Annotated in this window: 24 protein-coding genes; 8 read left to right on the forward strand and 16 right to left on the reverse strand. The window is 47.4% G+C overall.

What is annotated here, in order from left to right:
- Nucleotides 1-106: 106 nt before the first annotated feature.
- Nucleotides 107-1,414, forward strand: coding sequence for a GTPase HflX (gene hflX, locus G3M70_03755; protein ID QPJ61050.1), 1,308 nt, complete (start codon nucleotides 107-109; stop codon nucleotides 1,412-1,414).
- Between the two features lie 98 nt (nucleotides 1,415-1,512).
- On the opposite strand, the gene G3M70_03760 is transcribed toward hflX, so the two are convergent.
- The 4 genes from G3M70_03760 to G3M70_03775 form a co-directional block, all read right to left on the reverse strand.
- Nucleotides 1,513-1,818, reverse strand: coding sequence for a hypothetical protein (locus tag G3M70_03760; GenBank protein QPJ61051.1), 306 nt, complete (start codon nucleotides 1,816-1,818; stop codon nucleotides 1,513-1,515).
- Nucleotides 1,819-2,307: 489 nt separating this feature from the next.
- Nucleotides 2,308-3,057, reverse strand: a complete 750-nt coding sequence (locus G3M70_03765) for a glycosyltransferase family 2 protein (protein ID QPJ61052.1) — start codon at nucleotides 3,055-3,057, stop codon at nucleotides 2,308-2,310.
- 85 nt (nucleotides 3,058-3,142) lie between these two features.
- Complete coding sequence (locus G3M70_03770) at nucleotides 3,143-4,015, reverse strand: glycosyltransferase family 2 protein (GenBank protein ID QPJ61053.1); 873 nt, start codon at nucleotides 4,013-4,015, stop codon at nucleotides 3,143-3,145.
- Complete coding sequence (locus G3M70_03775) at nucleotides 4,016-4,309, reverse strand: hypothetical protein (protein ID QPJ61054.1); 294 nt, start codon at nucleotides 4,307-4,309, stop codon at nucleotides 4,016-4,018.
- Nucleotides 4,310-4,436: 127 nt separating this feature from the next.
- Here G3M70_03775 and G3M70_03780 point away from each other — a divergent pair, with 127 nt between their 5' ends.
- Nucleotides 4,437-6,302 (forward strand): M20/M25/M40 family metallo-hydrolase, encoded by a 1,866-nt coding sequence (locus G3M70_03780; protein QPJ61055.1) that lies wholly within the window; start codon nucleotides 4,437-4,439, stop codon nucleotides 6,300-6,302.
- Between the two features lie 214 nt (nucleotides 6,303-6,516).
- A complete protein-coding gene (locus tag G3M70_03785; GenBank protein ID QPJ61056.1) occupies nucleotides 6,517-7,503 on the forward strand; it encodes an HD-GYP domain-containing protein in 987 nt (328 codons plus the stop codon).
- A gap of 27 nt (nucleotides 7,504-7,530) precedes the next feature.
- On the opposite strand, the gene G3M70_03790 is transcribed toward G3M70_03785, so the two are convergent.
- Both G3M70_03790 and G3M70_03795 read right to left on the reverse strand, forming a co-directional pair.
- On the reverse strand, nucleotides 7,531-8,370 hold the full coding sequence (locus G3M70_03790) for an HDOD domain-containing protein (GenBank protein ID QPJ61057.1): 840 nt from the start codon (nucleotides 8,368-8,370) through the stop codon (nucleotides 7,531-7,533).
- Nucleotides 8,357-9,448, reverse strand: coding sequence for a GGDEF domain-containing protein (locus G3M70_03795; protein QPJ61058.1), 1,092 nt, complete (start codon nucleotides 9,446-9,448; stop codon nucleotides 8,357-8,359). The genes G3M70_03790 and G3M70_03795 overlap by 14 nt, the downstream gene beginning before the upstream one ends.
- A 331-nt stretch (nucleotides 9,449-9,779) precedes the next feature.
- On the opposite strand from G3M70_03795, the gene G3M70_03800 reads away from it, so the two are divergent.
- The 4 genes from G3M70_03800 to G3M70_03815 all read left to right on the forward strand — a co-directional run bounded on the left by G3M70_03800 (nucleotide 9,780) and on the right by G3M70_03815 (nucleotide 15,665).
- Nucleotides 9,780-12,314 carry a tetratricopeptide repeat protein gene (locus G3M70_03800; GenBank protein QPJ61059.1) on the forward strand — a complete coding sequence of 845 codons (2,535 nt, stop codon included), beginning with the start codon at nucleotides 9,780-9,782 and terminating at the stop codon, nucleotides 12,312-12,314.
- A 148-nt stretch (nucleotides 12,315-12,462) separates the two neighbouring features.
- Nucleotides 12,463-13,725 (forward strand): PAS domain-containing protein, encoded by a 1,263-nt coding sequence (locus G3M70_03805; protein QPJ61060.1) that lies wholly within the window; start codon nucleotides 12,463-12,465, stop codon nucleotides 13,723-13,725.
- A gap of 3 nt (nucleotides 13,726-13,728) precedes the next feature.
- Entirely contained in the window at nucleotides 13,729-15,093 is a 1,365-nt protein-coding gene (locus G3M70_03810) for a sigma-54-dependent Fis family transcriptional regulator (protein ID QPJ61061.1), read from the forward strand.
- Between the two features lie 35 nt (nucleotides 15,094-15,128).
- Nucleotides 15,129-15,665: a hypothetical protein gene (locus G3M70_03815; GenBank protein QPJ61062.1), complete on the forward strand. Its 537-nt coding sequence runs from the start codon at nucleotides 15,129-15,131 to the stop codon at nucleotides 15,663-15,665.
- A 6-nt stretch (nucleotides 15,666-15,671) separates the two neighbouring features.
- Here the strand turns inward: G3M70_03815 and G3M70_03820 are convergent, their stop codons facing one another.
- From G3M70_03820 to G3M70_03865, 10 genes are all read right to left on the reverse strand, one after another.
- A complete protein-coding gene (locus G3M70_03820; GenBank protein QPJ61063.1) occupies nucleotides 15,672-16,157 on the reverse strand; it encodes a cytochrome c in 486 nt (161 codons plus the stop codon).
- Nucleotides 16,158-16,262: 105 nt separating this feature from the next.
- On the reverse strand, nucleotides 16,263-17,681 hold the full coding sequence (locus G3M70_03825) for a c-type cytochrome (GenBank protein ID QPJ61064.1): 1,419 nt from the start codon (nucleotides 17,679-17,681) through the stop codon (nucleotides 16,263-16,265).
- A 291-nt stretch (nucleotides 17,682-17,972) separates the two neighbouring features.
- Nucleotides 17,973-18,554, reverse strand: a complete 582-nt coding sequence (locus G3M70_03830) for a cytochrome c (GenBank protein QPJ61065.1) — start codon at nucleotides 18,552-18,554, stop codon at nucleotides 17,973-17,975.
- A gap of 100 nt (nucleotides 18,555-18,654) precedes the next feature.
- A complete protein-coding gene (locus G3M70_03835; protein QPJ61066.1) occupies nucleotides 18,655-19,020 on the reverse strand; it encodes a hypothetical protein in 366 nt (121 codons plus the stop codon).
- Between the two features lie 11 nt (nucleotides 19,021-19,031).
- Complete coding sequence (locus tag G3M70_03840; GenBank protein ID QPJ61067.1) at nucleotides 19,032-20,342, reverse strand: sulfite oxidase; 1,311 nt, start codon at nucleotides 20,340-20,342, stop codon at nucleotides 19,032-19,034.
- A 24-nt stretch (nucleotides 20,343-20,366) separates the two neighbouring features.
- On the reverse strand, nucleotides 20,367-20,717 hold the full coding sequence (locus G3M70_03845; protein QPJ61068.1) for a cytochrome c: 351 nt from the start codon (nucleotides 20,715-20,717) through the stop codon (nucleotides 20,367-20,369).
- Nucleotides 20,718-20,917: 200 nt separating this feature from the next.
- Nucleotides 20,918-21,574, reverse strand: coding sequence for an OBAP family protein (locus tag G3M70_03850; GenBank protein ID QPJ61069.1), 657 nt, complete (start codon nucleotides 21,572-21,574; stop codon nucleotides 20,918-20,920).
- A 294-nt stretch (nucleotides 21,575-21,868) separates the two neighbouring features.
- Nucleotides 21,869-22,510, reverse strand: coding sequence for a response regulator transcription factor (locus tag G3M70_03855; GenBank protein QPJ61070.1), 642 nt, complete (start codon nucleotides 22,508-22,510; stop codon nucleotides 21,869-21,871).
- 1 nt (nucleotide 22,511) lies between these two features.
- Complete coding sequence (locus G3M70_03860; protein QPJ61071.1) at nucleotides 22,512-23,828, reverse strand: GAF domain-containing sensor histidine kinase; 1,317 nt, start codon at nucleotides 23,826-23,828, stop codon at nucleotides 22,512-22,514.
- Nucleotides 23,828-24,337, reverse strand: a complete 510-nt coding sequence (locus G3M70_03865) for a DUF1566 domain-containing protein (GenBank protein ID QPJ63700.1) — start codon at nucleotides 24,335-24,337, stop codon at nucleotides 23,828-23,830. The genes G3M70_03860 and G3M70_03865 overlap by 1 nt, the downstream gene beginning before the upstream one ends.
- Nucleotides 24,338-24,655: 318 nt before the next feature.
- Here G3M70_03865 and G3M70_03870 point away from each other — a divergent pair, with 318 nt between their 5' ends.
- Nucleotides 24,656-25,303 carry a methyltransferase domain-containing protein gene (locus G3M70_03870; GenBank protein ID QPJ61072.1) on the forward strand — a complete coding sequence of 216 codons (648 nt, stop codon included), beginning with the start codon at nucleotides 24,656-24,658 and terminating at the stop codon, nucleotides 25,301-25,303.
- Nucleotides 25,304-25,400 lie beyond the last annotated feature (97 nt).

Here is a 25,400-nt window from a genome sequence, read left to right on the forward strand (position 1 = left end):
AGACGTTGAATTCCGCGACCTGCTTTTTACAGGCGGTTTTTCAATGTCTTTCACGCGAAGTCTTTCACTTTCTAACCTGAATTAAAAAATTTTTAAGGCAGTCACCATGACACCCGGCTTTATTGAAATAACACAAACCGAAAACGTCACCGGCAAAGCCATTCTGGTCGGGATCGGTCTGCCTGCCAACGGCACCCGGCGCAGCGGGGACCCGTGTCTTGAAGAACTGAAGGGATTGGCCACCACCGCCTACTACACACCCATTGCAGACATCACCCAGCGGCTCGCGGAAATCAACCCGCAAACCCTCATTGGCAGCGGCAAGGTGGAAGAGCTTAAAGAATCCGTTCGTTTTCATGAACCCGATGTGGTGATTTTTGACGAAGCTCTCACACCCGCTCAAAACAAAAACCTGGAGAAAATTCTGTCCTGCCGGGTCATCGACCGTCACTGGCTGATCCTCGAAATTTTCAGTGGTCATGCACAAACCCGGGAAGCCAAAACCCAGGTGGAACTGGCCCGGTTCAAATACGCCCTGCCCCGTTTGACCAAACTGTGGGGCCATCTGTCACGTCAGCGCGGAGGTATCGGCCTGAAAGATGCGGGTGAAAAACAGATTCAACTCGACAAACGCATGATCCGCGAGCAGATCAACAAGCTGGAGAAAAAACTGAAGGACATCGACCGCGAGCGCGCGGTGCAAAGGAAGTCGCGGCGCAATACCTTTCAAGCGGCACTGGTCGGCTACACTAACGTCGGCAAGTCAACACTCATGAACTGCCTGACCGAATCGAAAACCCTTGTTGAAAACAAACTGTTCGCCACGCTCGATGCGACAGTAAGAAAGGTTAAGAAGAACTTTCCGTATCCCATCTTAATGACGGACACCGTCGGACTCATCGACAAACTGCCTCACGACCTGGTTGCATCATTTAAAAGCACATTGGATGAAGTGCGCGATGCTGATTTGTTACTGCATGTGGTGGATATCAGTCACCCGGATTTTCGGCATCATATGGAAACGGCAGAGGAATTGTTGCAGGACCTGGGTGTCGACAACTCCCAAAACCTGCTGGTGTTCAATAAGGTCGATAATGTGGACGATCCCGATATACTGGACAATGCCAAAAGGGCCTGGCCCAAGGCGGTGTTCCTTTCCTGTAAAAAGAATATTGGACTCGATGATTTGAGGAAGGCGATAATTGATCGATATGAAAGCCGCCTGCGCGGCATGAGCCTGGTACTCGATTACGACAAGGCCCCACTGTTGGCAAAAATCCGGAAGAATGCTCTCGTGGTTTCAGAAAAGTACGAAGAAGACGGGATACGGCTTGAACTGCGCATCTGGCCCGAACGCCGCGAACCGCTTATGCAGTTGTTAGGAATGCAGACGGAAACCCCATCCCGAACTTGATCAAAAAACTGACAAACACCCTGCATTCGATAATCGTATTTTCGAGGCAAACTCACCAAGTCAAATAAGCACAAGATAATAACTGGCTACCCCTCTCCCTATTTTTTCTCCATTTCCGTGACAATGTACAAGCCCTTGCCGTCGACTTCGTAGTGTCCTGCGACCATGTCGCCTTTCTTTATATCTTCAATGTCATCATACCCGGTCAATTTGGATGATTCCGCGATCACTACAGTGACCCGCTTTTTTGACTCGGGGTTCATGATTCCCACTTTATTTTTCTTCAGTATTACTTTCTTCACCTTGCCAGAAAACGGAACCGCATCGCCTGCCAATAAAGGTGAAACGGAACCAGCAAGAATAAACGAAACTATCAGAACGAAGACTGCTATTAATCGACGCATAACGCCTCCTGTATTTTTAAGGGATGGAAAATTATTACGCTAAAAGTTTATTGTAACACTTTGGCTATAAACTCAAGTCTGGCCTTTAAATATTTGATACAGTCCCAAGGATTGCATACCCAATTCTCTCCATTGCAAAGGAGAGGTTTTCATAACCTCAGTTACACACCAGATTAGACCATAGGGGTCTTCCCCTCCTTAAAAAAGGAGGGGATTCAGGGGAGGTTGTATTAATAACCCCTCCCACACCCTCCCCTTGAAAGGGGAGGGAAGACACTACCTGGGAGTCCAAGGCGAGATTCTTCATTCCGCTCCGCTTCATTCAGAATGACAGGATTGTATTTTCTGGCATCAAATATGATTGGTACGCCTGTTGCGGTGTGTAAAAAACTATAAAGTCACAGCATGTCATTCTGATGAGCCGTCAGGCGAAGAAGAATCTCGCCCTGGACTTTGGGGGGGAGCATAACCTCAACACCAACGGAGAGGCTACAAATGGTGCCTTTTATTGGCCTCATATAATTTAATGTACTTTAAGAAAGCGGCTAGTCCCTGTGCCAGAGAAATCACAAACCCTTCATAACCGTCCTGGTATCCGCGCCGGACCACATACCCTTTTATAAAAGCTGCAAGGCCATGGGTGATCGCTTTCTTTGGTGAGGACTCCAACCTGCCTTCGTTTTGTTCTGCGTACAACCGTGAATATAACTGCGCCTTTTCGATCAGCGAGTCGACACTGTCGTATGGATAATGTTTCAAACGCCCTTCCAGCTCGACCACCGTCATCCCTTCAGGCACCTGCACACTTTCGTGTACCTGATTGTCATTGAACCGTGTTTTGCCACGATGATACAGGCGCAAAACGCGGTCCGGGTACCACCCGCAGCCTTTAATCATTTTCCTGTTGTAGTAAGACTGTCTCGGCACCCGGTATACCTGGGAAGCATCCAGCTCCAGATGGCTGATCTCCCAATACAACTCAGGTGTCAACACCTCATCCGAGTCTATAGAAAAAACCCAGTCGTGGGATGCCAGGCTTGCCGCCAGATTTTTGGTGGGACCAAAACCCTCAAAGGGTCTCTCAAAAATCTGGACGTTGGAATACCCTTTGGCGATGGTCAGGGTGTCATCGGTGGATCCTGTGTCAACCAGCACCACTTCTTCAAAAGAGGTGAGAGAATCGAGGCATTCTTTCAAATATTGTTCACCGTTTTTTATGATGATGACAGCGCTTATCATGCAAGAACTTCAAAAGGCAGGTTATTGGTGAAGAATTGGGATGCAACGAAAACGAATGTAAGCCTGTCCGATCTTTCTGTCAAGCTCAGGCCCAGCGGGAACGAAACCGCGCCCATTTAAGAGACAGGTTTTCTTCGGGTTCCGGCAAAGGACCTGTAAACGGCGCCCCACTCTGGAGATAGGTTCGCATGAAGGCATTACTGGAGATCCCCCATTTGCGCATAAACTGGGTACGCCCATCGTTACGTTTCACACGCCCCGTGGATTTTGCCATGAAGTGAAACATCCGGCATTGCGAAACCCCTTTAAACCAGCGCACACCTGCCTGCCAGAGTTTCATGGAAAGATCGGGGTCGGAATACATCCCGGGAGAAAACTCAACGCTCAAACCCCCAACAAGTTCCCACATTTTTTTGTGAATCAAACTTGGCGGCCAGGTCGCCCCGGTCCAGTCTGCAAACGGTAATTGATCGTATTCTGCAAGCAGGCTCTTCGTATCAAGGGAATCGATGTCATCGCCAAACCGGTCTGAAAAAATGACGCAATTGTTTCCGGTATCCCGTGGTTCAATGAGAGTCCCGGAAAGATAAAACCGGTGGTCCGGTGCCTCTTTCACCGCTTCTCTCATGTAGTGGTCCCAGGCGGGGCAAACGTACATATCGTCATTGAGGTAAACCAGATAGTCCGTCGTAGCGAGTTCTGCAGCTGCGTTGACCCCGTAACAAATCCCCACGTTTTCACTGGACCAGGTATGGTCGATCTTTTGCTCCTGGGCCCAGTCCCGGGTGCCATCGGAGCCTTCGTTGATGTGTAATATGATCTGATGCGGCCAACGGGAATTGTTACGTATAGACGCGATACAGAATTTCAGATAAGGCAAATTATTCCAGGTGGGAATCAACAGGGAAAATCGGGCCTCAGGGTTCGCGCCAAATACAGTGGGAACGATGGAAGGCATTCAGGCGATTGACTGACTTGGAGGAAGAAGTCGATTCAATTGTTCTTTGTCTTGTTCGGAACAATCCTCAAGAAACAGGAACCCAAATGTTTCCAGTCGCCAGACCAACAAATCGTAGCCCTTGAGCAGCCCCCACCAGTAGATCAAGGCATTGATCGGGTTTTTACGGTTCAAACTTCCCTGGCACAGGACAAAATCAAGAAGTTGCCGGGCTGAGCGCCGGATGAGGGGCCAGTTTCCCCTGGTTTTCAAGGCTTGATACAATTTCAACAGATTCACGATCCGTGTCATCATATAAACAAATCACTTTCTCAAAATGGATCTATCTTTAGTCTGTTCTTCTATACTAATATGATTGCTAAAAGCTGTAAAGGAATCGGTCCAAATTCAATTGCCATCGGAAGAGTTCTAAGGAGAAAGTATGATCCAGGCCTTTAATATGAAATTTCTCAATCAATTGATCGCTCCAGAATCAGAACTGGTCGCAAAGCACCTCGACATGATGGAGCAAATGGTTGCCATTGACAGTCGCAGCCTGGGGATCAACGAATTTCCGGGCGATCGCGAAACCCTGCCCGACATGATCGAGATTCTCGACCTGACCAGCAATTATCTGAACGACATCGGGTTTGAAAATATAAAAGTCAACGAACCGCCAAAAGAAATGGCAGGAGCCACCCCGATTTTGATGGCCGAGATTTTTTCTTCAGCGGACAAACCCACCATCCTCATGTACGCCCATCTGGACAAGCAGCCCTATATGGACGACGGCAATTTTAAACAGTGGGGTGGTGTGTCCCCTACCAGGCTTTTGTGGAATGAGGATCGGTCACGGGCGCAGGGGCGCGGAGCTGCCGATGATCTTAGCGGTGTCATTGCTATCGGCATGGCAGCGGAAGCGATGATAAAAATGTCCGGTGGCAACCCGGGCAAAATTGACGAACAAACCCGTAAAAAACTTCCCTGTAACCTGAAGGTCATCTTTGAAACAGAAGAAGAGTCGGGCTCCATTTCCCTGATCGATCAGATTTTGCAGAACAAGTCATTCTTTGACGATTGCGATTGCGTCATCATCACAGACGTGTTGAATCCAGACACAGGAGTGCCCGGACTCACCACCTCCCTGCGCGGAATAGTTCAGATATGTGTGACCACAGAAAAAAAAGATCCCTCCTCAAAACTTTGCGAACAGACCGCGATGTACAAGTTACTGGCCACACTGATCACCAGCGATCATTCGCTTAATGTAAAAGGAATCGCTGAAAAAGACATCCCCGTATCACCAGAAGAGCGTGAAGGCTATTCCCGGGTACCGACAACACTCGCAAAACAGCGGGAGGCGGGAGGATTGTTGTCAAAAACCAGGTTGACGGTTCCCGAAACAGCAGTCGACATAATCCAGAATCAGCTACGAAAATCCTATGCCAATGTTCGACCGGGGCATCGGGTCGCAGGAGGTGTCTTGTTCGGTTCGGCTGGGGCCCGTATTTCTTTTCCTCTGAAACAGGGGAGTGATGTGAAAGCCCTGGCGGAAGCCTTAAAAAAACATCTGGAAGAGCACAATTCTTACCAATTGAAAATTTCACTCGATCCGGTAGAAACAAGTTCCCGGAATGCGGTTTTCGATGTGATCTTCAAGTCTTCGGACAAGGCACCGCATTCAGGGGTGGTCGGCGGCCCCATGCCAGTTCCTGAATTACTTTTGGCCCGGTGGATAGACCAGTTGATTTTGAATAATGGACAGATTGCCCCTGAAAACATTGAAAAGTTCACCAACCCGGACCAGATAATAGAGGTCCAATCCCTGCATGTAGAAAGCGATGGCCAGCGCTGGACGTTTGACAATCCATCTGCAAAGGCCCTGGTGGAAATCCGCCTCGCTCCCGGAAATACAGAGGATTCTGGCCGAAAAGCCCTCACAGAGCATTTGCAGGAGCAAGTACCGACAGGATTTTCCCTTAATCTGGATCAGGACAAGGGTGGATCACCCTGGATAACATCTATAGACTCACCTGTTTTTAATAAGATGCTGGATAGCTTGAGTGAGGGCTTTGGAAAGCCTTCCTGCCTGTATGGTTGCGGAGGTTCGATCCCCTTTGTCGCCAAATTAATGGATGCCCTGGGCGATATCGCCCCGCTCTGCATTGGTGCTTACGATCCCGCCTGCCGGATGCACGAACCGGGAGAATCCCTGTCAATGGTCGATTTATTAGGGTGTACACGCTCTATGGTGCATTTTTTCTGGAAAATTCAGGAAGAAACTCCTTCAAATATCCAGAATAGGTGAAACCAACCGAAAAGAAATGATGGCTATCTGGTTAATTGCCTTTTTCACTCGTTTAAAATCAATAATCTTCTCTTTTAACCAAGGTCGATTTAGCTGAATGCAAATTATCGTTTTTCCAAAGGTCCTCTTGAATTCTAAAAGCAACTGAGTTTAGTATAGAAAACCGGGACTTTTCTGACTTATGAATTTACTGGATTTTTAAGGGCAAGCTGTTTTGGACACACCCTCCATAGTTACAGTTAACGATAAAAGCTATCGCAGGATCAATCTGGAGTTCCTTAGCAGTTCCAGTTCCGAATCTTTCGATATTTTTTATAAAACCAACAGTATGGGGTCGACCAAATTTGTAAAGTTCGCCAGTACCGACCCGGCCCATCAGGAAAAAGTCCACCGAATTCTGGAATCGGGAGATGCTACCCAGGATTTTTTTATTCAAGACGACGATCTTTTCAAATACTACGCCCACGCCACCCGCACGCTCAAGACAATCGTCACCAGTGACAGCGTACCCCTGGAAGTTAAAACCCAGAAAGTCTATGAAGTCTCGAAAAACATAATGAACGAGTTTTTCGAGCAAAATGCTTCTCCGAAAATTTTAACCGCCTCAGATGAGGTGGTCGAAATTATGGAGCAGTGCTTTTCAGATTCGGATGTAGGGTTTTATGGAATTTCCAAATTGACGAGCAAAGATTATTACACCTACACTCACAGCGTGAACGTCGGTTTATATTGCATGACCTATGGCATCAAGATCAAACTTCCTAAAAATGAAACACGCCAACTTGGGTTGGGGGGGATGTTGCACGATGTGGGCAAATCACAAATCCGACTGGACCTGATCAACAAGGAAGGAAAATTAACAGAAAATGAATTTGAGGAAATGAAGGAACACTCTCCTAAAGGAGAAAGTATCTTAAAAGAATTGGATTGTTATGGAGACTGCGTGCTGCATATGGCAGGGCAGCATCATGAAAAATTCAGTGGAGGTGGTTATCCGAACGGGCTTCAAGGAGATTCGATCGCTTTTGGAGGTCGGCTTTGCAAAGTAATGGATGTTTACGACGCCTTAACCACCCGCCGTTCCTATAAAAAAGCACTCAGGCCTTACGATGCCCTCACCTTGATGAAAAAACAAATGCTGCCTCACTTCGACCCGGAACTCCTGGATAGCTTTATTCGCCTGATGGGACCCGATTTATAAGTCAATTGCAAAACATATGCTTCATTTTTATATCTGGGCCGCCACGCGGTTTGCATAATTTTTCAATTCAGACTCCCGGGCTTTCACATCCTGGAAGGAATATCCCAGAGAGGCGCACAATTCAGTCAGATATTCCGTATCTTCTTCCTCAAAACCAAGATCATCGTCAAACCCCCATTGGGCCGCCAGCCCGGCAGCGAGCTCTACCAGTTCAGGGACTCCGCTCTTCCCATTCCTGCTCTGTTTTCTTCGGGTTTTCAAGACTTCAGGAAAGCCCCAGTTTGCAGCCATGGCCAATTGGATTTCAACATGGGTGATTCCCAGAATTTCTTTTTCCACATCAAGAACGGGACGACCCTGTAATTTCGATTGCTGGAAACATTTTAAAAATGCCTCTGGCTTCAAAACGGCGAGGGAAATTTTTCCAAGATCGTGCAACAATCCGGAAGTAAAACAAACATCACTTTCAAAACCATCGAACTGTCTTCCCAAAGCTCCTGCTACCGCACCGACAGCAGCACTGTTCCGCCAGAGTCTATGGTAATCAATTCCAACACGATGAATCGCCGCATCTCCCTCAAATCTTTCAAAGATCGGAGTTGTCAGAATAATACTTTTGATCACACCAGGGCCCAGTAAACCTGCCGCCTGCTGCAACGAACCGATCTGTGAAGGATATCCATACAAAGCGGAATTGGATACCTGCAAAACGCGCGAGGCAATAGCCGGGTCGAACTGAATGATCTGGACGATGTTATAGTCCATGGCAGACGCTCGACTGGTTTCATCCAGCACCCGGGAAATCTGGTCCGGTAACGTTGGAAGAGAGTCGCATCCGATAAAAGGTTGCAGGTCAAGCTTCTCCATCGACAACTCCCACCACCGTCTGGTCGCGTCCATTTTTCTTGGCGCTGTATAGCGCGCGATCGGCCACATGGATTAAATCAGCCGGAGTTGACATCGTCTCCAGATCCAGTTGCGCAACACCGCAACTGATGGTCACTTTAAATCCTCCGAGTTCTGTTTCAAACACACGCTGGCTGATTTCTTCGCGCACTCTCTCTGCAATATTTTTGGCATTGATTTTGGAAGCCTGGGGCAGGATCAGACAAAACTCCTCTCCTCCATACCGGGCACCGGTATCATTCGAACGACAGATACTGCTGATAACCTCCCCAAGGGCAACCAAAACCTGATCACCCACCTGATGTCCATAGGTATCATTCACTTTTTTGAAATAATCCACATCCATCATCACCACTGATAATTCGAAATTGTATCGCTTACTTCGTTCAAATTCACTTTTCAATATCTGCTGCATCTGCTGGTGGTTGATGAGAAGCGTCAGCCCATCTGTCACTGATAGCATTTCAGTTTTCTGGTAAAGCAAAGCATTACTAATGGACAAGGAAATAAACTCAATGACATTAAGAACAAAATCCAGATCGTGAACTGAGAAAACCCCGCTTTTACTTTCATTCAGATTGATGACCCCCAGGATTTCATTTTCGATCATCAGAGGAATGCATACAAAAAAATGATTTTTGAACAACGGGTTACTCTTCCCCTTGAAGTATTTGGATTTTTTAAAATCCGGCTCGAGAATGTAACGTCCCTGCAATATCGCATCGTTCATGACATTGGACTGGGTTACCGGGATCTCTTTTGCATCCCCCCATCCGGGATGATTGTGGCAGGCCAGTGTTAATGTTCGTTTGTTTTTTTCATATAAAAACAGGGAAAAAAATTTCACGGAAAGAATGCCAGGAAGCTTGTGAATCAATGCTTCTTCAATATCTTCCAGGTTAAGTCGACTAATACTCTTGTGCAGATAAAGAAAATGATCAATGTTCAGAAGTGATTTACCTAGAAGCCGGTTTTGCCGCTTGAGCAATCGCTTCACCTGCTGTGACTCATGAGTGCGTTGGGATTCTGTGATTTCCAAAGTACCCTCCAAAAAATCGCAAGCTTCCGTGAATACAAAAAATCCGTACCCTTACGATTTCCATATTAATAGATTCCCACTATAGTTAGAATGAATTAATGTCCAAAAATCAAGCAAGGAAAGCGGTCCACCCATTCTTGCGAGGGAAAATATTTTCATTATTTCATTACCTTAAAAACTTCGTGGACACTTAACCTGGAGCACCCCTGGGAAAAAGCATCACAAAAATACGTGAAACCCTTTATTTATATGGAGTCCAGCTTTAAATCTCTTTATTGGTATCGTTTTTGCTTTATATGTATGAACACTTTGTGAAAGTCAAAATTTTGTCATGAAGCACATTAACAAATACCATAGTGGTCTCCTTTTTTTGTTCATTTTGCAACTGACCTTGGGAACCGGATTGTTGATCGCTCAACCTGAACCGGATACCCCTGTTGCCGGAGTTCCCAGAGTAGAATCTTTGTTGATTGGGGGTCATCCCGATTACACCAGAATTTTGGTGAATCTGGACCAGCCTGCCCTCTATCAGGTGATTCCCGATTTTAACAAAAAAAAGATCATCGTTTTCCTTCCGGATGCGCAAATGGGAGAAGAACTCCAGTCTCGTAGTTTCCCTGACCGTAACCTTGAACGAATCGACGTCACTCAACTTCAGGAAGGTCTTCGTGTCACCTTCCGCCTGAAACACAAGAACACGCGGGTTTTTCATTTCGAGCAACAAATGCCCGTGGCCGCAGTGGTGCTGGATTTTCAGGGCCATGATAAACCAATTCTCCGAGCAAGGCCTGACACAGCCCCCCCTGTTGAAGAAAATTCTCGTTCAAAGAAAACTCCGCGTCGCACAAAAACAAAACCACGAAAAGAAGCGGGCGGACTGACCGAAAGCCAGGCTCGGCAAATCGTAAAAGAAGACACAGAAAAAAAAATCAGCCAGGGGTGGGATGAATATAAAAAAGCCTTGAGCCTCTATCAGCAGGAACTGAGGACAGAAGCCCTGGAAGCATTTGATGAGTACCAGAAAAATTATCCACAAAGTCCGCTGCTTGAAAATATTTTGTTCTTGAAAGCCGAGACTCTGTTTCAAATCAACAACCCGAAACCGTTTCCCATCTATGAAGATGTGATTACCGCTTATCAACTGGCCATGCGACGGTACCCGAAATCAAAATTTTTTGATCATGCGCTGTTCAAACTCGGTGTCATCTTTGACAACATGGACCTCCCATTAGAAGCAAGAACTCTTTACCTGCGGGGAATAGAAAACAACAAAAAGAGTCTTTACAACAAAACACGCCAATTGAAAATGGCCCAGATGCTGCTCCGGGAAAAGCGGTTTGAGGAAGCCTACAAAGCCTTTAATGAAATACTGAAAAACGATCCTAATAACGAGGAGGCTCGGGATTCAACATTTTCAATCGCACTCAGCCTTTATGAACTCAACGATTTTGAAGCGGCCCGGATTATTTTCGAAGATGCGTCACGCCGCTGGCCGAAACAACTGGACGAGGTTCCTGAAATCAACTATTACATGGGAGAAATATATTTCCATCAAAAGGAATATAAAAAAGCACGAAAACATTTTTTCCACTTCATCAATCTCGAACCTGAAACAGTGAGGGGGCACAAGAGCCTGAACCGCATTGGCGACTCTTACCTCATGGAGAACAAGGGACTCGCCGCCTTGTCTGTTTTTGACCGCTCACAAAAGGTAAATCCCGGCTCTGCAGAATCCCAGTACGCCCGAATCAGACTGGCCGACATTGGGGTACGCGACCCTACCTTGCCGATCCAGGACATAATTTTTGATATCCCCGAATACTTTCGTCCGGTGGAAACCTACCAGGATGTATTCGAAAAAGCTAAAAGCCAGGACATTCTTGCAGAAGTCACATTAAGTCGTGGCACAGCTCACCTTCAACAAAAACAATACCTGGAAGCCTTTCGGGAATTCCAGAAGTTAATTGCCTTTGAGAAAGGAAGCCGCTTTTATAAAACCGCGCGCAATTTACTGGAACAGGCCCTTGTCTTTTTAATCGACGACTATTCTGCTCAAAAAGGCTACCTGCCTATTTTGTACGCTTATAATCAATTTCGAAATTTGAACATCGGTGATGTAAGAAAAGTCGAGACGCTGCTTCAGGTAGGAGAGAGTTACCAGGCTATTGGCATGACTCGGGAAGCGTTGACATTTTATGAGCGGGTTAAAAAATCCGATCCCAACGGAGTTTACCGTGACCGCCTTTTTTTAAATCTTGGGAAAATCCATGTCGAGCAGGGGAGCTATTCAGAAGCGGAAGTGGTAGCGCGCACGTTCCTCACGAATTTCCCGCTCAGCCCAGAGGTTCCTGAAGCGATGAAAATTCTTGCAGCAGCTTACCGGGGACAGGAAAATTTTGAGGCCGCACAGGATATTTTCCAACAGTTGCTTTCCCGGGCAGATGCAGACCCTTCTGAGATCCATTATCTTTCCGGTGAGACCTGGTTTCAAAAAGGCGATCAGGAACAAGCCATCCGCGAATACGCACTGGCCATTGACCAATTCGACCGGACCCGCCCCATTGCCCCTGGCCATGTTCAGGACGCCTACTATAAACTGGGGCTGGTGCTTTACCAGGCTGGACGTTATCCGAGAGCGCTTGAAGCTCTGATTTCCGCACGCCGCTTGTTTCCAACCCATTCTCTAAGGGAGTGGGCCGATTTTCTTATCGCTGATTGTTACGACCGGCAACAAGACAAAACCAAAGCCGAAAATGAATTTAAAAATCTGATCAAGGCTTCCCCCAATGAACCTCTTTTAAAAAAGGCGGCGGAAATAGGAGCCAAAGTTCTCGACTGGGAAAAACGCCTGAAAGGGAAACTGTGACTCCGGCTAAAATATTTTAAAAATTTTTCCCGATGGAACAACCTGGAAAACTTTTTAAACAATCCCCAATCAAGCAACACTCTGAATTTCCTATATAATGAAAACAGAAAAGTTCACAAGACCACCTTCTTCCGACCCACGACCTCCCATGAGCGAAACCAGTCAAGACGATCCCAAGAAACAGGAACTCGAAGTTCTTCGCCGGGCTTTCACTTCTTTTACCGAAGTCACCGAGCAACTTCAAAAGTCTTACGACAACCTGCAATTGCGTATTCAGCAACTGGATCTTGAACTTGCCCGAAAAAACGAAGAACTGGAACAAAACCTTCAGGAAAAAGAAGAGGTAAAAAATTACCTGGATTTTATCCTGCAAAGTTTGACCAATGGGGTTATTGTCGTTGACCGGGAAGGTTGTGTCACCACATTCAACAAAACAGCAGGACAAATCTGCGGCTTGGATCCGGAGCTGTGTTTGGGGAAACCCCTAACAGCTCTTTTCACAAATGATCGACTACTTCACCTGATCGAACGGCTGGCGGATTCCGAGGAATCCACCATGACTCAAGAGCAGGAAATGAAAACAAACGATGGGAACCCCTTAAAAGTCCGTGTAACGGCATCACCAGCGAATGACAACAAGGGGGAATTGATCGGAACTGTTCTGGTATTGCAGGATGTCACGCAGTTAAAACGACTTGAGGAAGAAGCCAACCGCAACGACAGACTGCGTGCCATGGGGGAAATGGCTGCGGGTATAGCACATGAAATCCGCAATCCCATGGGTGGCATTGAACTGTTCGCTTCTCTGTTGAAAAAGGATCTGGCGGAGGACCCTGAAAAAGGAAAACTTGCCGACCACATCGTCTCAGGCATTCGCAACCTGGACCGCATCATCTCCAGCCTGCTGTTGTTCGCCAAATCACCGGAACCTTCGCAAAGGAAATGTAACCTCAACACCCTGCTGGAGGACATACTGGCTGAACCCGAGATGCAGACAATACCGGACAATATAAAAATCCAAAAACACTACCATCCAAAGGCTGCCCTGGGCACAGGAGATGGTGAACTGCTCCAGCAGGTGTTTGTCAATTTCCTGCGCAATGCCGTGCAGGCAATGCCGGAAGGAGGCACGTTAAGCCTGACCACTGAAGAAAGTGAATCTCCCGAATCCGACAGCTATCACCGTCGCTTCGTCGCGGTTACTATTCAGGATACTGGAACGGGCATTCCACCTGCTGAGCGCAATAAAATTTTTAATCCGTTTTTCACCACCAAGGATCATGGTACCGGGCTTGGGCTCGCCATAGCGCACAACATAATCAAGGCGCATCAGGGAACCATTGATGTGGAAAGCGAAGAAGGACGCGGCACCGCGTTCATCGTCAAAATCCCCATATGGGAGGAGTATTAATTTATGAAAGACCCGGCCAACCAGAATGTTTTGATCGTCGACGATGAACCTGAAATGCGCGCGGCCCTCAGCGAAACCCTGAAACGCGAGGGCTACAAACTCGAAATAGCGGAAAATGGCGAAGAGGCGTTGAATCGTATAGAAAACGAAACGTTTGATCTCGTCATCTCGGATGTCAAAATGCCAAAACTGAGCGGCCCCGACCTGCTCAAATGTATCAAAGACATCTCTCCGGAAACCCGAGTGGTAATGATCACCGCTTATGGAACTATCGACAGTGCGGTGGAAACCATGAAAACGGGTGCATCCGATTACCTGCTGAAACCGTTTTCTGCGGATGTACTCATCTCAACAGTCAATCGCGCACTGATGAACCCGGTTGAACCGCCAAGCACCAGAAATAATGTGACAGCGCCGTCCACCTCCCCTGCTTTTCGAAAAATTGTTACCCAAAATCCAAAAATGAAAGAATTATTGGAGTTCGTCGAAAACGTTGCCTACAGCAAATCCACTTTCCTGATCACAGGCGAAACCGGCACGGGTAAGGAAATGTTTGCCCGCTTCATCCATGGTTGCAGCCCCCGCGCAGAGCAGCCTTTCATGGCAGTCAACTGTGCGGCGCTCCCGGAAGGGTTATTGGAAACTGAATTGTTCGGGCATGAGAAGGGGGCCTTTACGGGTGCCGACACTCGCAAAGACGGCAAATTCGAACTGGCGCACAAGGGGACGCTGCTCCTCGATGAAGTCACTGAAATGGGATTACCCCTTCAGGCAAAACTTTTGCGTGTCCTTCAGGAGCATGAAATCGATAAGGTCGGTGGGCGGCAACCCATTCCAGTCGATGTGCGTATCGTCGCCACCACCAACTGTGACCCGCGCCAGCTGATCGCTGAAAAAAAATTCCGGGAGGACTTGTACTACCGATTAAACGTCATCCCGCTCAAACTACCACCACTGCGTGAACGAACGGAAGACATCCCATTACTGGCAGAACATTTCCTGAAAAAACACGGCCGGGAGAATCAGCGGCCGGTAAAAAAAATCGCGGATGAAACACTGGCCCTTCTTAAAAAATACCGATGGAATGGAAACGTGCGCGAACTGGAGAACGTGATGGAGCGGGCCGTGCTGATGTGCCCGGGTGAAATAATGGAGCCAGGACATCTTTTTCTTGAAGATGGAGCCGCCTCTGAAAAATCGGGAGTACCGGCAATGAGCGGCACTATCTATGACATGGAAAAGGAACTGATTTTCCAGACACTTGAAGAGCTGGATGGAAATAAAACCCGGGCTGCGGAAAAGCTCGGGATCAGCGTCCGCACCCTCCGAAACAAACTAACTGAATACAAAGAAAAAGAATCACGGTAATATAGTAGAAACAAATTTTTTTCGGGAAATTTGCAATGCAAAAACCGATCATAATTTTTCTATTGCCCTTCCTTTTTTTGACCGTAGCTCACTCAGCATCCGCCGAAGACATTTTTACGCGAAAACGGCCCGACCCGGGGATCGCCATGATTCATTTCCCGCAGTCGCTTGCCGTGGTGCAGGTAGTAAATAGCATTGAAGGATTTGATAAGGGATTATTAAAACTATGGTTTAGAAAAATGGACCCTGCCCGTATCGTGCCGGTCAAAATATCGGAAAATATTCAGGGTGAAATTGATCGGGAAAAATTAATTACTCTGGGGAATCGATATAAGACCGACTTGCTACTTATTTTCCAGTCATCCAGCGCAGGGGAAAACTTCATCACACGGGGATTGGTCTACTTTGTAAAACAGAAGAAAGTTCACCCTCTTAGAAATATCTCCGTTGTAAATACCAGCGTTGCCTCCGAAAAAATCCAGGTTTATCGAGCCTCTTTAAAACATATTGTTTTCCAGACCCGAAAAATCATTCATTCCTACAAATTTGAAAAACGACGCTCAAATTATTAGCCTGTTTTATTTCGCGAATGTGCGAAGGTAAGCGACTAATTTCCAGATATCATCGTCAGATAAATTACCGCCGAACCCGGGCATGGAAGTGGTCGGTGAGCCTCTTTTTATTACCCAGAATAGTTGTCCATCCGAAAGGGGTTCCATTGTTGCCTTGCAGGTGAAATTGCGCGCTGGAGGATTACTCTCAAAATCCGGATCCCCCAACCCATCGCCCTTAACCCCATGACAGGTTTCGCAGGTAAAAGGCTTTGACGTTTTGTGATACAGCTCTTTGCCATCCCGAACGGCCGCGGGCGATGTTTGAGGATTTTTCTTTTTTAATAAATGTCCGGGAGCTTTCGGTGTCTTCCGAGACTGTGGACACTCTCCAGATGAGACCGATGATTTGGCACTCCCTTCTTCCGCCTGAGCCAGCGGGGGCGAAGACACTGTCTGAGAACACCCTGCCACCAAAGCCACAATTCCGAAAAAAAACAAGATTCGCCGCATAACAAATCTCCTGAAAAAAAGTCCCATCTGTCACTTTCAAGGTTAACAGATGGGACTCCGTAAGGCTATTTAACGTTTCCAGTCTTCACCCGATTACACACACCCTCAATTTGCCAGGGTACGTATATATCGGATGACCTGCCAGGTCTCCTTATCTTTCAACATTTTAAACGGCATCATTCCGGTTCCTTGTGATCCGTTTTTGATGATCCAGAACATTTGTCCGTCTGAAATATCCTTCATCATCGGAGCACAAGTGAAATCGCGAGGTTTCGGTTTAAGCCCACCACCCAAGGGGCCTTTGCCGTCACCTTTCTTGCCATGACACTGCAGGCAGGCGACTGGTTTCGCATCCTTCAGGAATAGTTTTTTTCCTGCGGCAATGTTTGCCGCGGTCGCCGGCACTGGATTCTTTTTGTTCAAGAAGCTGGACGGAGCCGTTTTGGTTTTTCGCGGTTGAGAGCAATCCCCTGAGCCCGCACCGGATGCGCTGGCTACAGTTTTTGACTCTTCCCCACCTTTAAAATTGGTACGAAGGAAAGCGATGAGGTCTGCAAAATCCTGGCCGTGAATCGTAATTCCCCAATCCGGCATATTGGACGATTTCCCCACACTCTTGCCACCGTAATAAATCACATTGTAGAGGTAGTCCATCGGCAATTCGCTCAACGCCATTTGTGAATGATTGGCAGGAGGAGGATTGGTGAGCCCCAACGCGCCCACCCCATCACCCTTGCCTTCCGGGCCGTGACATTGCACGCAATATTCCTTATAAATCAGTTTGCCATGGGTCGGATCACCTTTTTTAAATGCCTGAGTCTCCCAGGGGACATGCAAGGGATAGTTGTCGACACCCTGTGTCATGAGGTAACCCAACAATTGGCGCAATTTAAGGGGGCTGATGTCGGCCAGATATTCGCCACTGTGCGGAGTAAAATCCTGCGGATTAAGCGCAAAACGAAACAGCCAGTCGAAATTATAACGCTGCCCCGTGTTGTACAGGTTGACACTGATAGGACCGCCAATTTTCTTTCCATCTTCTTTTACCTGATGGCACCCCAGGCAGGAATATTCCTTGAAAATTCCGGCACCCAGTTCTACTTCCCGCTGGGTGAGTTTATCTATGCTGAAGGCGTCTTTCTCGACTCGTGGGTCAAGAAAATTCTTTTCAAAATATTGCGCAACTGCCTCGGCTTGCTCAGCATCAAGTTTCACATGTTCTGTCTTTTTACGCTGAATGTCCCAACGGTAACCATTAGGGTATATCATTTCTTCTTTACCCTGAAGAAATCGAACCAGCCAGTCATGTTGATATTTGTTTCCTCCCCACTTGAGGTCGGGTGCTTTCAGCTTTAATCGGCTCAACGGTTCCCCGGAAAATCGATGGCAGGTGGAACAGTTATTTTCAATCAATTCTTTGGCATCAACACCGGCCTGAGCCTGTCCCATTCCGATACCCAGGCCTCCAACTGACCAGACCAATGCCCCAACAATCACATTTCGGAAAAAACTCCATCTCAACATAACGCTCCTCCTTGTAAATTGATAAGAACCTGGCTACCCGTGGTTTGGAGACAGGTTGAACAACCACCCACACCCTACTGTAGCTAAATATATATCTTTTAAAAGAAAAAGGGTATCGACCGGAGCCCAAACCCCGGGTCAATCAAACAATGACATCTTGAATGCCAGTCGTAAGGGAAACAACGTGGGAAGTCCTCCCTTGCGCTGAGGGGAGATTTTAAACAGGAAAGGTAATACGTCTGGTCCAATCCCAAAGGAATTCAGGATCTGACCAGACAAAAGAGAGGCAGGTTAATCCTTAATAAAAGTCCTGACATACATAACCAGTTGCCATATCTGCTCATCTGACAGAAACAGCTGGTAGGGCGGCATCTCCGTTCCGGGAGAGCCCTTTTTGATGATCCAGAACATCTGACCATCCGTGACAGAGGCCATTGTCTCTTTACAGGTAAAGTTTGTCGGCATAGGTTCACTTGCAGACGCCATCATACCCAACCCATTACCGTTAGCTCCATGGCACACCTTACATGAAGAAGGCTGCGATTTGTAATGGTACAAGTTTTCCCCTTCACCCAGGTTTTTCTGGGAAGGTTCCAGAGGATTTTTAAGCGTTTGCAAATCAGGGGGGGCTTTCGGAGTCTTTCTGGTTTGTGGGCAAATACCCTTACCGCCACGACCCATTCCATGATGCAGGGAATGTCGTTCGTAGCGCCCACCATGCGGCCTCCCCTGATGCATGGCCAATTGATCGTCTCCAGGTAAAACAGGATAATCCTCAGCTTGTGCCATCTGCACGCTTAAAACCAAAACGAGCACCAGACCGATACAGCGGAACACTCCTTTTATTTTTTCAAACACTTTCCATTTATTCATAATTAAGCTTTCAACTTTAAACCGGCCCGACAGAATCTATCGCCAGTGAAGGTTTGGTTATAAAACACAAAATTAACGTTAGTAAAATCAGTTTAAATTATTATTCCTGCTGCACCAAAGGATTCGGTGGATAGTGATAGCGATAAAGTGATGAGTTGAAAGTTTGTGCCTTCCCGTCATCATTTATTCCTTGATGAACAGCCAGGTAATCCAAAATAGTTTTTCTTTCTTCTTGAGACAATTCCCAGAGTCCCTGTTTCTCCTGCATCCAGGTTATCGTTTCATCCCAGCGATCACGAGTCATATGGTTTTTTAGAACCAGTAATTCCGAATGACAAGCCGTACACGTAGCCAATACCAGATCCCTGCCGGCACCGGGTTTCAAAAGGGTTTCTGACTGTGCAAGGCAACTGTGAGCCCACCCGTTCAGTAAAATAACAATCACCCAAAATCTTAAAAGCTTCATGAGAGTTATCCTTACGTCACTCTGACGGCAATTCGATGCATGGCGTTGTTGAGGTACCCTTTTGGGTTCCATCCCGGCATGACCATAGGCTGCATGGTATTCGCGCTGTCTGTGGCACGCGCCCATACTTCGTAATAACCAGGCCCTGGAAAAACTACGGATGTTTGCCAATGCTGCCAGGCAAATGGATTTGCGGGCGGTTTCAACTGCGTTTTAATCCAGGTTGCTCCAAAATCAATGGACAGGTCAACACTGCGTACACTTAAATCTCCTGCCCAGGCGTGACCTCGTACAATGAGTGGCTTCCCGGTTTGATGGGTGAGTCCGGATTTGGGAAAGGTGATGAGTGATTTGACCGGCATGGATTCAATTATTTGCATATCCGATTTCGGTACATGAGCTCCCGGTTCCACCGGGTACTTCGGAATCCGGTAGGCATATCCAGTCATTTTAGGCCCATCGTGCTCGCGGTCCCGAACCCAGATACGGTGTAACCATTTGATCGAAGTGGACCCCGGCCAACCGGGTGTCACCAGACGCAAAGGGAAACCGTGCAGTGCAGGTAAAGGTTTCCCATTCATCTCGAAAGTTATCAGTGTATGTGGATCCAATGCCTTTTGGATGGGTGTACCCCGGGAGATAGGGATACGATTGGGATCCCCTGACAAATGAAGGTCTTTTCCGTAATATCCTGTATAAACAGCAGAAGATTTTAATCCTGCTTCCTCAAGCACATCTTTTAACCGTACGCCAGTATAACGTGGCGATGCCACTGCACCGAAAGTCCATTGGTTGCCCTTGGCCGGGGGATAAAATCCGGCACGACCGTTGCCTCCACATTCAACTGTAAGTTGCAAAGTTTGTTTGGGAAAACGTTTGAGCTGGTCGAGGGAAAGCTTGAGTGGCTTGTGCACTTCACCATCAATGGTCAGGACCCAGCCTTTAATTTCAGCCGGATCAGAAACGTCGGGTGGAAGCCCATTGTTCCTGACAAAATGACGATCCACAGGAGTGACCTCGTCATCAAGAAGATGGGCTGGCGTTTCAGCATTGACAGGCCGGTCGTTCAACACCACCAGCCCATTTTTACCGGGAATTTCAAAGGGCTCCGCAGCCTCCGCCAGGGCCACGGGTAGAAGACCTTTCGGCAGTTTATCCAGGAAGGCAATCTGCGCTCCCAGCAACGCTGCCAGTGCGGTACCTCCTTTTTTGAAAAAACCGCGACGGCTGATGGAATACCCGGATTCCCAGATCTCCGCATCTGCTTTTTCGGGATCCTCCTGATACAGTTCCCAAAGCCCGCGTTCCTTCCTGGAAAACATGGCGACTCCTTAAATTATTGACCTTTATTGACCTTCGGCGGTCTGTGCCATACCAAACGACCGTATAAACTGGATCACCTTCCAGCCTTCTTCTTCAGTAATAACTTTGCCAACACGGATCGGCATTCCGGTTCCGGGCGATCCATTTTTCAGGACCCACATCAATTCTCCATCCGTACGCATGTCCTGCCATTTTATATCCGTGAAATTACGTGGTGAGTGCCCTGGGAGGCGCACGCCTTCGCCGTTCTTGCTGTGGCAGGTAACACACAACCCCTTGCCAAAATAAATCTGTCGGCCTTCTTCCACGATTTCAGGAGAGTCCAAAAAGGGACTTTCGATCTCTCTAACCTCTTCCAGGATTTCGGGTGGCACGCGTGGCTCATAAATACTTGGGTGAAACGCCAATGCGGATTGCCAAATCAGCAGCCCAAATAAAACAACTCCCCAAAATACCGAATTCCCCGGTCTTCGACTCAATTTGGATTGACCATCCATAATAGTTCCAGAATCTCAAAATTTTTTATCCGGAACAAGACCCCCTGAAAACCAGGGGGTCTGCCCCATCAAAAGTTTTAGCGGTTCTTGTAAGTCTCATTGACACCAATACGTGCGTAATCAGCATCTGTCAGCATTTTTATGACAGATCCCTTGGAACCTGATCCACTTGAAGCTGAAGGTGCCGAAGCATGGGCTGGAGCGGAGCTTGCTGCCGCTCCCCCATGCAGTGCTTCCCAGTGGCCTACTGATTGAGCGATCATCACAGATCCGTCAGGAATAGGCGCACCATCCGGCCAAAGGTGGAAAATAATGCCATCCGTATCACTGACATGTTCTACAATTTTTTTTACGGTTTCTTTGTCGGTCGGGTAATGAACCGCAACGCGTCCTGTTTCAATTTCCTGTTTGTGGTCGTGCCAGTTCTGCTTGTGAGACCAGCCCGGAATGGCACTACGTGCCAGTTTTTTGGAAACCATGTATTCGACTTCAGTCATTCGTGCATTCGGGTCGGTGGATTCAAACAGGATACATTGGATAATCTCGGAGTTGATGGGTTTACAGTAATGGTGGAAAGGCCCAATGACTTCACCATCCATCATGTGGGGTGCACTGACGTGGATGGTGTATCCATCCAGCGGACTCGCTGGTTTGTCACCTGCAAATGCGGAACTGACCGAAAAAATTCCTGCGAGCAGGGCCACACCTGCCATCATATTTTTTTTGCTGAACATGATTTCTCCTCCTTCGATATTTTGTCCGATCCGGCTTTATTGTTTCCGGAAAAAGAAACCTCCTGTTTGATTTCCCGAACCTGCCTGAAACCCTTTGGACAATGTATGGTTTGATTCAATTATAGCCCGATACAAAGTCGGACGAATGACAAATAAATGATTTCTTAATCAATTCACTCAGTTTAGAGCTTCAATAAAATAAAGCAAATCAGTCAAAAAACATGGATTGGGTCAATATAGACAAAGAGTTTCTGTCAACGATCTTATGATAAAAGAAAGGGCTTTCCTGGGAGATTAATCGATCAACTGGTTTCGGAAAGCATAATTGGTGAGTTCTGCATTGTTTTTTAACCCTGTTTTTTCAAGGATACGGGCGCGGTGGGTGCTGATGGTAGGGACACTGAGCGCCAGTTCCTCTGCAACCACGGATACCGTTTTTCCGGATGCCAAAAGACACATGACCTGGAACTCACGGGGCGATAATCGTTCATGTGGAGCTTTTTCAAGGTCCTGATCCAGTTGCAACGCCAACTGCTCGGCGAGTTCAGGAGTGATGAATTTTCTCCCCTGAGACACCTTGTGGATAGCCTCAACCAATTGTTCCGGGGCGCTGGCTTTTGACAGAAACCCCGCAGCCCCAGCCTGAATAAACTTCAGTGCATAGTCTTCCTTTGCAGAGATACTAAGCACCAGTACCGGAACCTTGTTCTTTTCGCTTTTTAGCTGCAGCATGACATCCCAGCCACTTTTCTCCGGCATGTTAATATCCATCACCGCAACATCGGGTTTCATCTCGTTGACCAGCTTTAAAAGTTCATGGCCATTTTCAGCCTGCCCCACCAGCTCCAGATCATCCGTTTCCGAGATAATCTGCACCAGTCCACGGCGCACAATAGCGTGATCATCTGCAATAACAACGCGAACTGGACCGGCCATTTCAATACTCTCCGGATGCTACAGGAATAGAAACTCTTACCAGGGTGCCGCAACCGGGGGAGGATTCAATTTCGACTGTTCCATCCCAAATCAAAGCCCGCTCCCGCATTCCCATCAGCCCCAGGGAACCGGGGGCTTTTAATTTTTCCGGGTCCATTCCACACCCATCATCCTTCACAGTCAACTCATACGATTTCCCATTTCGCTTGAAGGTCACATCGACCTCTTTTGCCTTGGCATGACGGGTTATATTGGTCAGGGTTTCCTGAAAAATGCGAAATATTGCTGTAGATAGCCCGCTTTCGAATTGGAGTCCATTGTCGATTTCGACCCTGCAGGCGATGCCTGTTCGTTGCTCCATTTGTCTTGCCTGCCAAGCCAGGGTCTCGGACAAACCCATCAGGTCCAAAACCGGGGGACGCAGTTCTGCTGCAATTTTTTGTGTTAACCCGATTGTCTGCTTTACAGATTCACGCATTTCCTGAATCTTATCTCTGATTGGCGCTTCACCCTCCTCTATCCGCTTTCCAAGCCAGGATAAATCCAGACTGAGCGCTGTGAGGGATTGCCCCAACTGATCGTGTACTTCACGCGAAATGCGTTTTTTCTCCTCTTCTCGAACTTCTTCCATCCATTGATTGAGCTTGCGTAACTGCTCGCGCATGGCCGTCAGCTCAGCAGTACGCTCCTCCACAATGGATTCAAGATTCTTGCGGTAACGCCCCAGCTCTTCTTCATTGAGTTGCCGTTCAATGGCACCGGCGATCAACCCGCCGATGGACAATAACACCTCCTGACTGAACCGGTACCAGGTAGGGTCGGTTCGGGTGTAAAGAAAAAGGATTCCAATCAGCTTGTTCCTGCTCTTTAAGGGAATGATGTAATGCCCGTGCGGAGTCATATCCTGAAATCTGCGCTCATGGCGGTCGTCCGAAAAGCAACTGTCGCTCATCAATAGTTGGCCGGATTCAGCCGCACGTCCACACAGGCAATCCCCAAATGGAACCTCACGCTCCTTTTCCAAAAACTCATCGGTAAATTCACCGTATGTGGTGTAAAGTCTGAGAACCCTGTTTTCCGAATCTGCCAGGAACACACCGGCCTTGGATTCCACATCTAATTCCTGGAACCCGGTGAGCGTTTTCATCACCTGTCGGAGCATGGCCCGAGTCTCTTTCGGGGTCTGCAGGATATCGGCAACTTCATGCAAAAGACGGTATTCTTCATCCAGGCTGATGCGGGTGGATGGGGTATCAGATTGCGGGAAGGAATCTGAGGTATCTTGAACGCCAGAATGGGGTTTTGGATTCAAGGACATCAGGTAACAGGACCCCGAACAAGACGCAGGAAAGCATCCTGCCCTGTGATTTTATTTTGATAGGTTTGACCACCTTCGTCCTTGAAAGACACCACAACGGCTTGATTTCCTTTTTCCTCACTGGTCCAGGTACCCCAACCCGCTCCTTTGGGGAAAATGCGATCGATAAAAATCTTGTCGCCATCCTTATCCTTATTAAGCCGCCGCCGATCATACAGCTGGTGCGCTTCCTCCGGTGTTGGCAACCGCCAGTCGTTGTGCCCGGCAAAGCGTTTATTGTTCATTCTTCGAACAAATTCCTGCGCGGAATACCAACTGACCCAACGCTTCTCGAGCTGCCAGCAATCCTGTTTCATCCACATCAGGTTGGTCTTGACATCCTGTATGGTTCCATCACCCAAATCATGGAACCTCCCGTCAGAGGACTGGGCCACCGGCTGGCGTTTATTTTTTTCTTCTGCCAAGGCCAGCGAGAAAAAATTAAAAGCAATGATACAAAACAGGCCCATCAAATAGCAGGCCGGAATATTTTTAAACCGCATAGAGGGTCTCCCTGTCGACAGATAATTCAGTGGTATTTTTTGTTTCTATCAGCAATCACAATGAATTGGGACGGCAACGGTTGCAACAAGTTGCCTCACCCTTTTGTGTAACGAATATAAAATACTACACTTATTGTGATACTTAAAAAGTTTATCAATTCAGTGGACTGCAGGCAAATCAGGAATTCACCTTGAACGGGTTACACCAGCGGGGGTAGAATCGAAGAGTAACTATTCATTGAAAATGCGACCGAAACAATCACACGACTCCACTGGAGAAACAATATGATCCGTCCCAGATTCAATTCCGTTCGCAGGACTGTTATTTTAATATTCACCTCACTGTTTTGTCTTTCAATTGCCCTGCCAGTCATTGCCAGCCCGAGTGATCAAGAACGTTGGGACTCCAAATACGAAAATGAAGTTTATATCTTCGGTACAGAACCCATCAGTTTTATCCGAGACAACTTAAAACTGTTGCCAAAAGGTAAAGTCCTGGACATCGCCATGGGCGAAGGGCGCAACGGTGTGTACCTGGCTGCGAATGGGTTTGAGGTAGAAGGTATCGATATTTCAGAGGTTGGACTTAAAAAAGCTCACAAACTTGCGGCGCAAAATAACACCAGGATCGCTACCCGAGTCGTCGACCTGGAAAACGCACAACTGGAAAAAGACAAATATGATGTGGTGCTTTGCACCTATTACATGCAGCGTAATCTCATTCCTCAAATGAAAGCCGCGGTTAAAAAGGGGGGGATGGTCGTATTCGAAACCTATAATGAAGACTATCTCAAGTACCGTAAATTCAACCCTGAATGGGTGTTGAAGCACAATGAACTGCTTGAGCTTTTTAAGGATTTCAAGATTATTCGTTATCAGGCCTTCGACGACGGGACAGAAGCCTACTCCAGCATCATCGCCCAAAGGCAATAAGAGATTTTAAAAAATAGTTATTCATGAAGCGCCCGCAATTGGCTTAGTCAACAATATAAAAAATCCCCGAGGCACTACCCGGGGATTTTAATTTTGA

The sequence above is a fragment of the Candidatus Nitronauta litoralis genome, assembly GCA_015698285.1.
Classification (GTDB): Bacteria; Nitrospinota; Nitrospinia; order Nitrospinales; family Nitrospinaceae; genus Nitronauta; species Nitronauta litoralis.

What these genes read in the sequence shown, in the direction of transcription:
- hflX (QPJ61050.1), top strand. Translation starts at nt 107, where the DNA reads ATGACACCCGGCTTTATTGAAATAACACAAACCGAAAACGTCACCGGC.
- G3M70_03760 (QPJ61051.1), bottom strand. Translation starts at nt 1,818, where the DNA reads ATGCGTCGATTAATAGCAGTCTTCGTTCTGATAGTTTCGTTTATTCTT.
- G3M70_03765 (QPJ61052.1), bottom strand. Translation starts at nt 3,057, where the DNA reads ATGATAAGCGCTGTCATCATCATAAAAAACGGTGAACAATATTTGAAA.
- G3M70_03770 (QPJ61053.1), bottom strand. Translation starts at nt 4,015, where the DNA reads ATGCCTTCCATCGTTCCCACTGTATTTGGCGCGAACCCTGAGGCCCGA.
- G3M70_03775 (QPJ61054.1), bottom strand. Translation starts at nt 4,309, where the DNA reads ATGATGACACGGATCGTGAATCTGTTGAAATTGTATCAAGCCTTGAAA.
- G3M70_03780 (QPJ61055.1), top strand. Translation starts at nt 4,437, where the DNA reads ATGATCCAGGCCTTTAATATGAAATTTCTCAATCAATTGATCGCTCCA.
- G3M70_03790 (QPJ61057.1), bottom strand. Translation starts at nt 8,370, where the DNA reads ATGGAGAAGCTTGACCTGCAACCTTTTATCGGATGCGACTCTCTTCCA.
- G3M70_03800 (QPJ61059.1), top strand. Translation starts at nt 9,780, where the DNA reads ATGAAGCACATTAACAAATACCATAGTGGTCTCCTTTTTTTGTTCATT.
- G3M70_03805 (QPJ61060.1), top strand. Translation starts at nt 12,463, where the DNA reads ATGAGCGAAACCAGTCAAGACGATCCCAAGAAACAGGAACTCGAAGTT.
- G3M70_03810 (QPJ61061.1), top strand. Translation starts at nt 13,729, where the DNA reads ATGAAAGACCCGGCCAACCAGAATGTTTTGATCGTCGACGATGAACCT.
- G3M70_03815 (QPJ61062.1), top strand. Translation starts at nt 15,129, where the DNA reads ATGCAAAAACCGATCATAATTTTTCTATTGCCCTTCCTTTTTTTGACC.
- G3M70_03820 (QPJ61063.1), bottom strand. Translation starts at nt 16,157, where the DNA reads ATGCGGCGAATCTTGTTTTTTTTCGGAATTGTGGCTTTGGTGGCAGGG.
- G3M70_03825 (QPJ61064.1), bottom strand. Translation starts at nt 17,681, where the DNA reads ATGTTGAGATGGAGTTTTTTCCGAAATGTGATTGTTGGGGCATTGGTC.
- G3M70_03830 (QPJ61065.1), bottom strand. Translation starts at nt 18,554, where the DNA reads ATGAATAAATGGAAAGTGTTTGAAAAAATAAAAGGAGTGTTCCGCTGT.
- G3M70_03835 (QPJ61066.1), bottom strand. Translation starts at nt 19,020, where the DNA reads ATGAAGCTTTTAAGATTTTGGGTGATTGTTATTTTACTGAACGGGTGG.
- G3M70_03840 (QPJ61067.1), bottom strand. Translation starts at nt 20,342, where the DNA reads ATGTTTTCCAGGAAGGAACGCGGGCTTTGGGAACTGTATCAGGAGGAT.
- G3M70_03850 (QPJ61069.1), bottom strand. Translation starts at nt 21,574, where the DNA reads ATGTTCAGCAAAAAAAATATGATGGCAGGTGTGGCCCTGCTCGCAGGA.
- G3M70_03855 (QPJ61070.1), bottom strand. Translation starts at nt 22,510, where the DNA reads ATGGCCGGTCCAGTTCGCGTTGTTATTGCAGATGATCACGCTATTGTG.
- G3M70_03860 (QPJ61071.1), bottom strand. Translation starts at nt 23,828, where the DNA reads ATGTCCTTGAATCCAAAACCCCATTCTGGCGTTCAAGATACCTCAGAT.
- G3M70_03865 (QPJ63700.1), bottom strand. Translation starts at nt 24,337, where the DNA reads ATGGGCCTGTTTTGTATCATTGCTTTTAATTTTTTCTCGCTGGCCTTG.
- G3M70_03870 (QPJ61072.1), top strand. Translation starts at nt 24,656, where the DNA reads ATGATCCGTCCCAGATTCAATTCCGTTCGCAGGACTGTTATTTTAATA.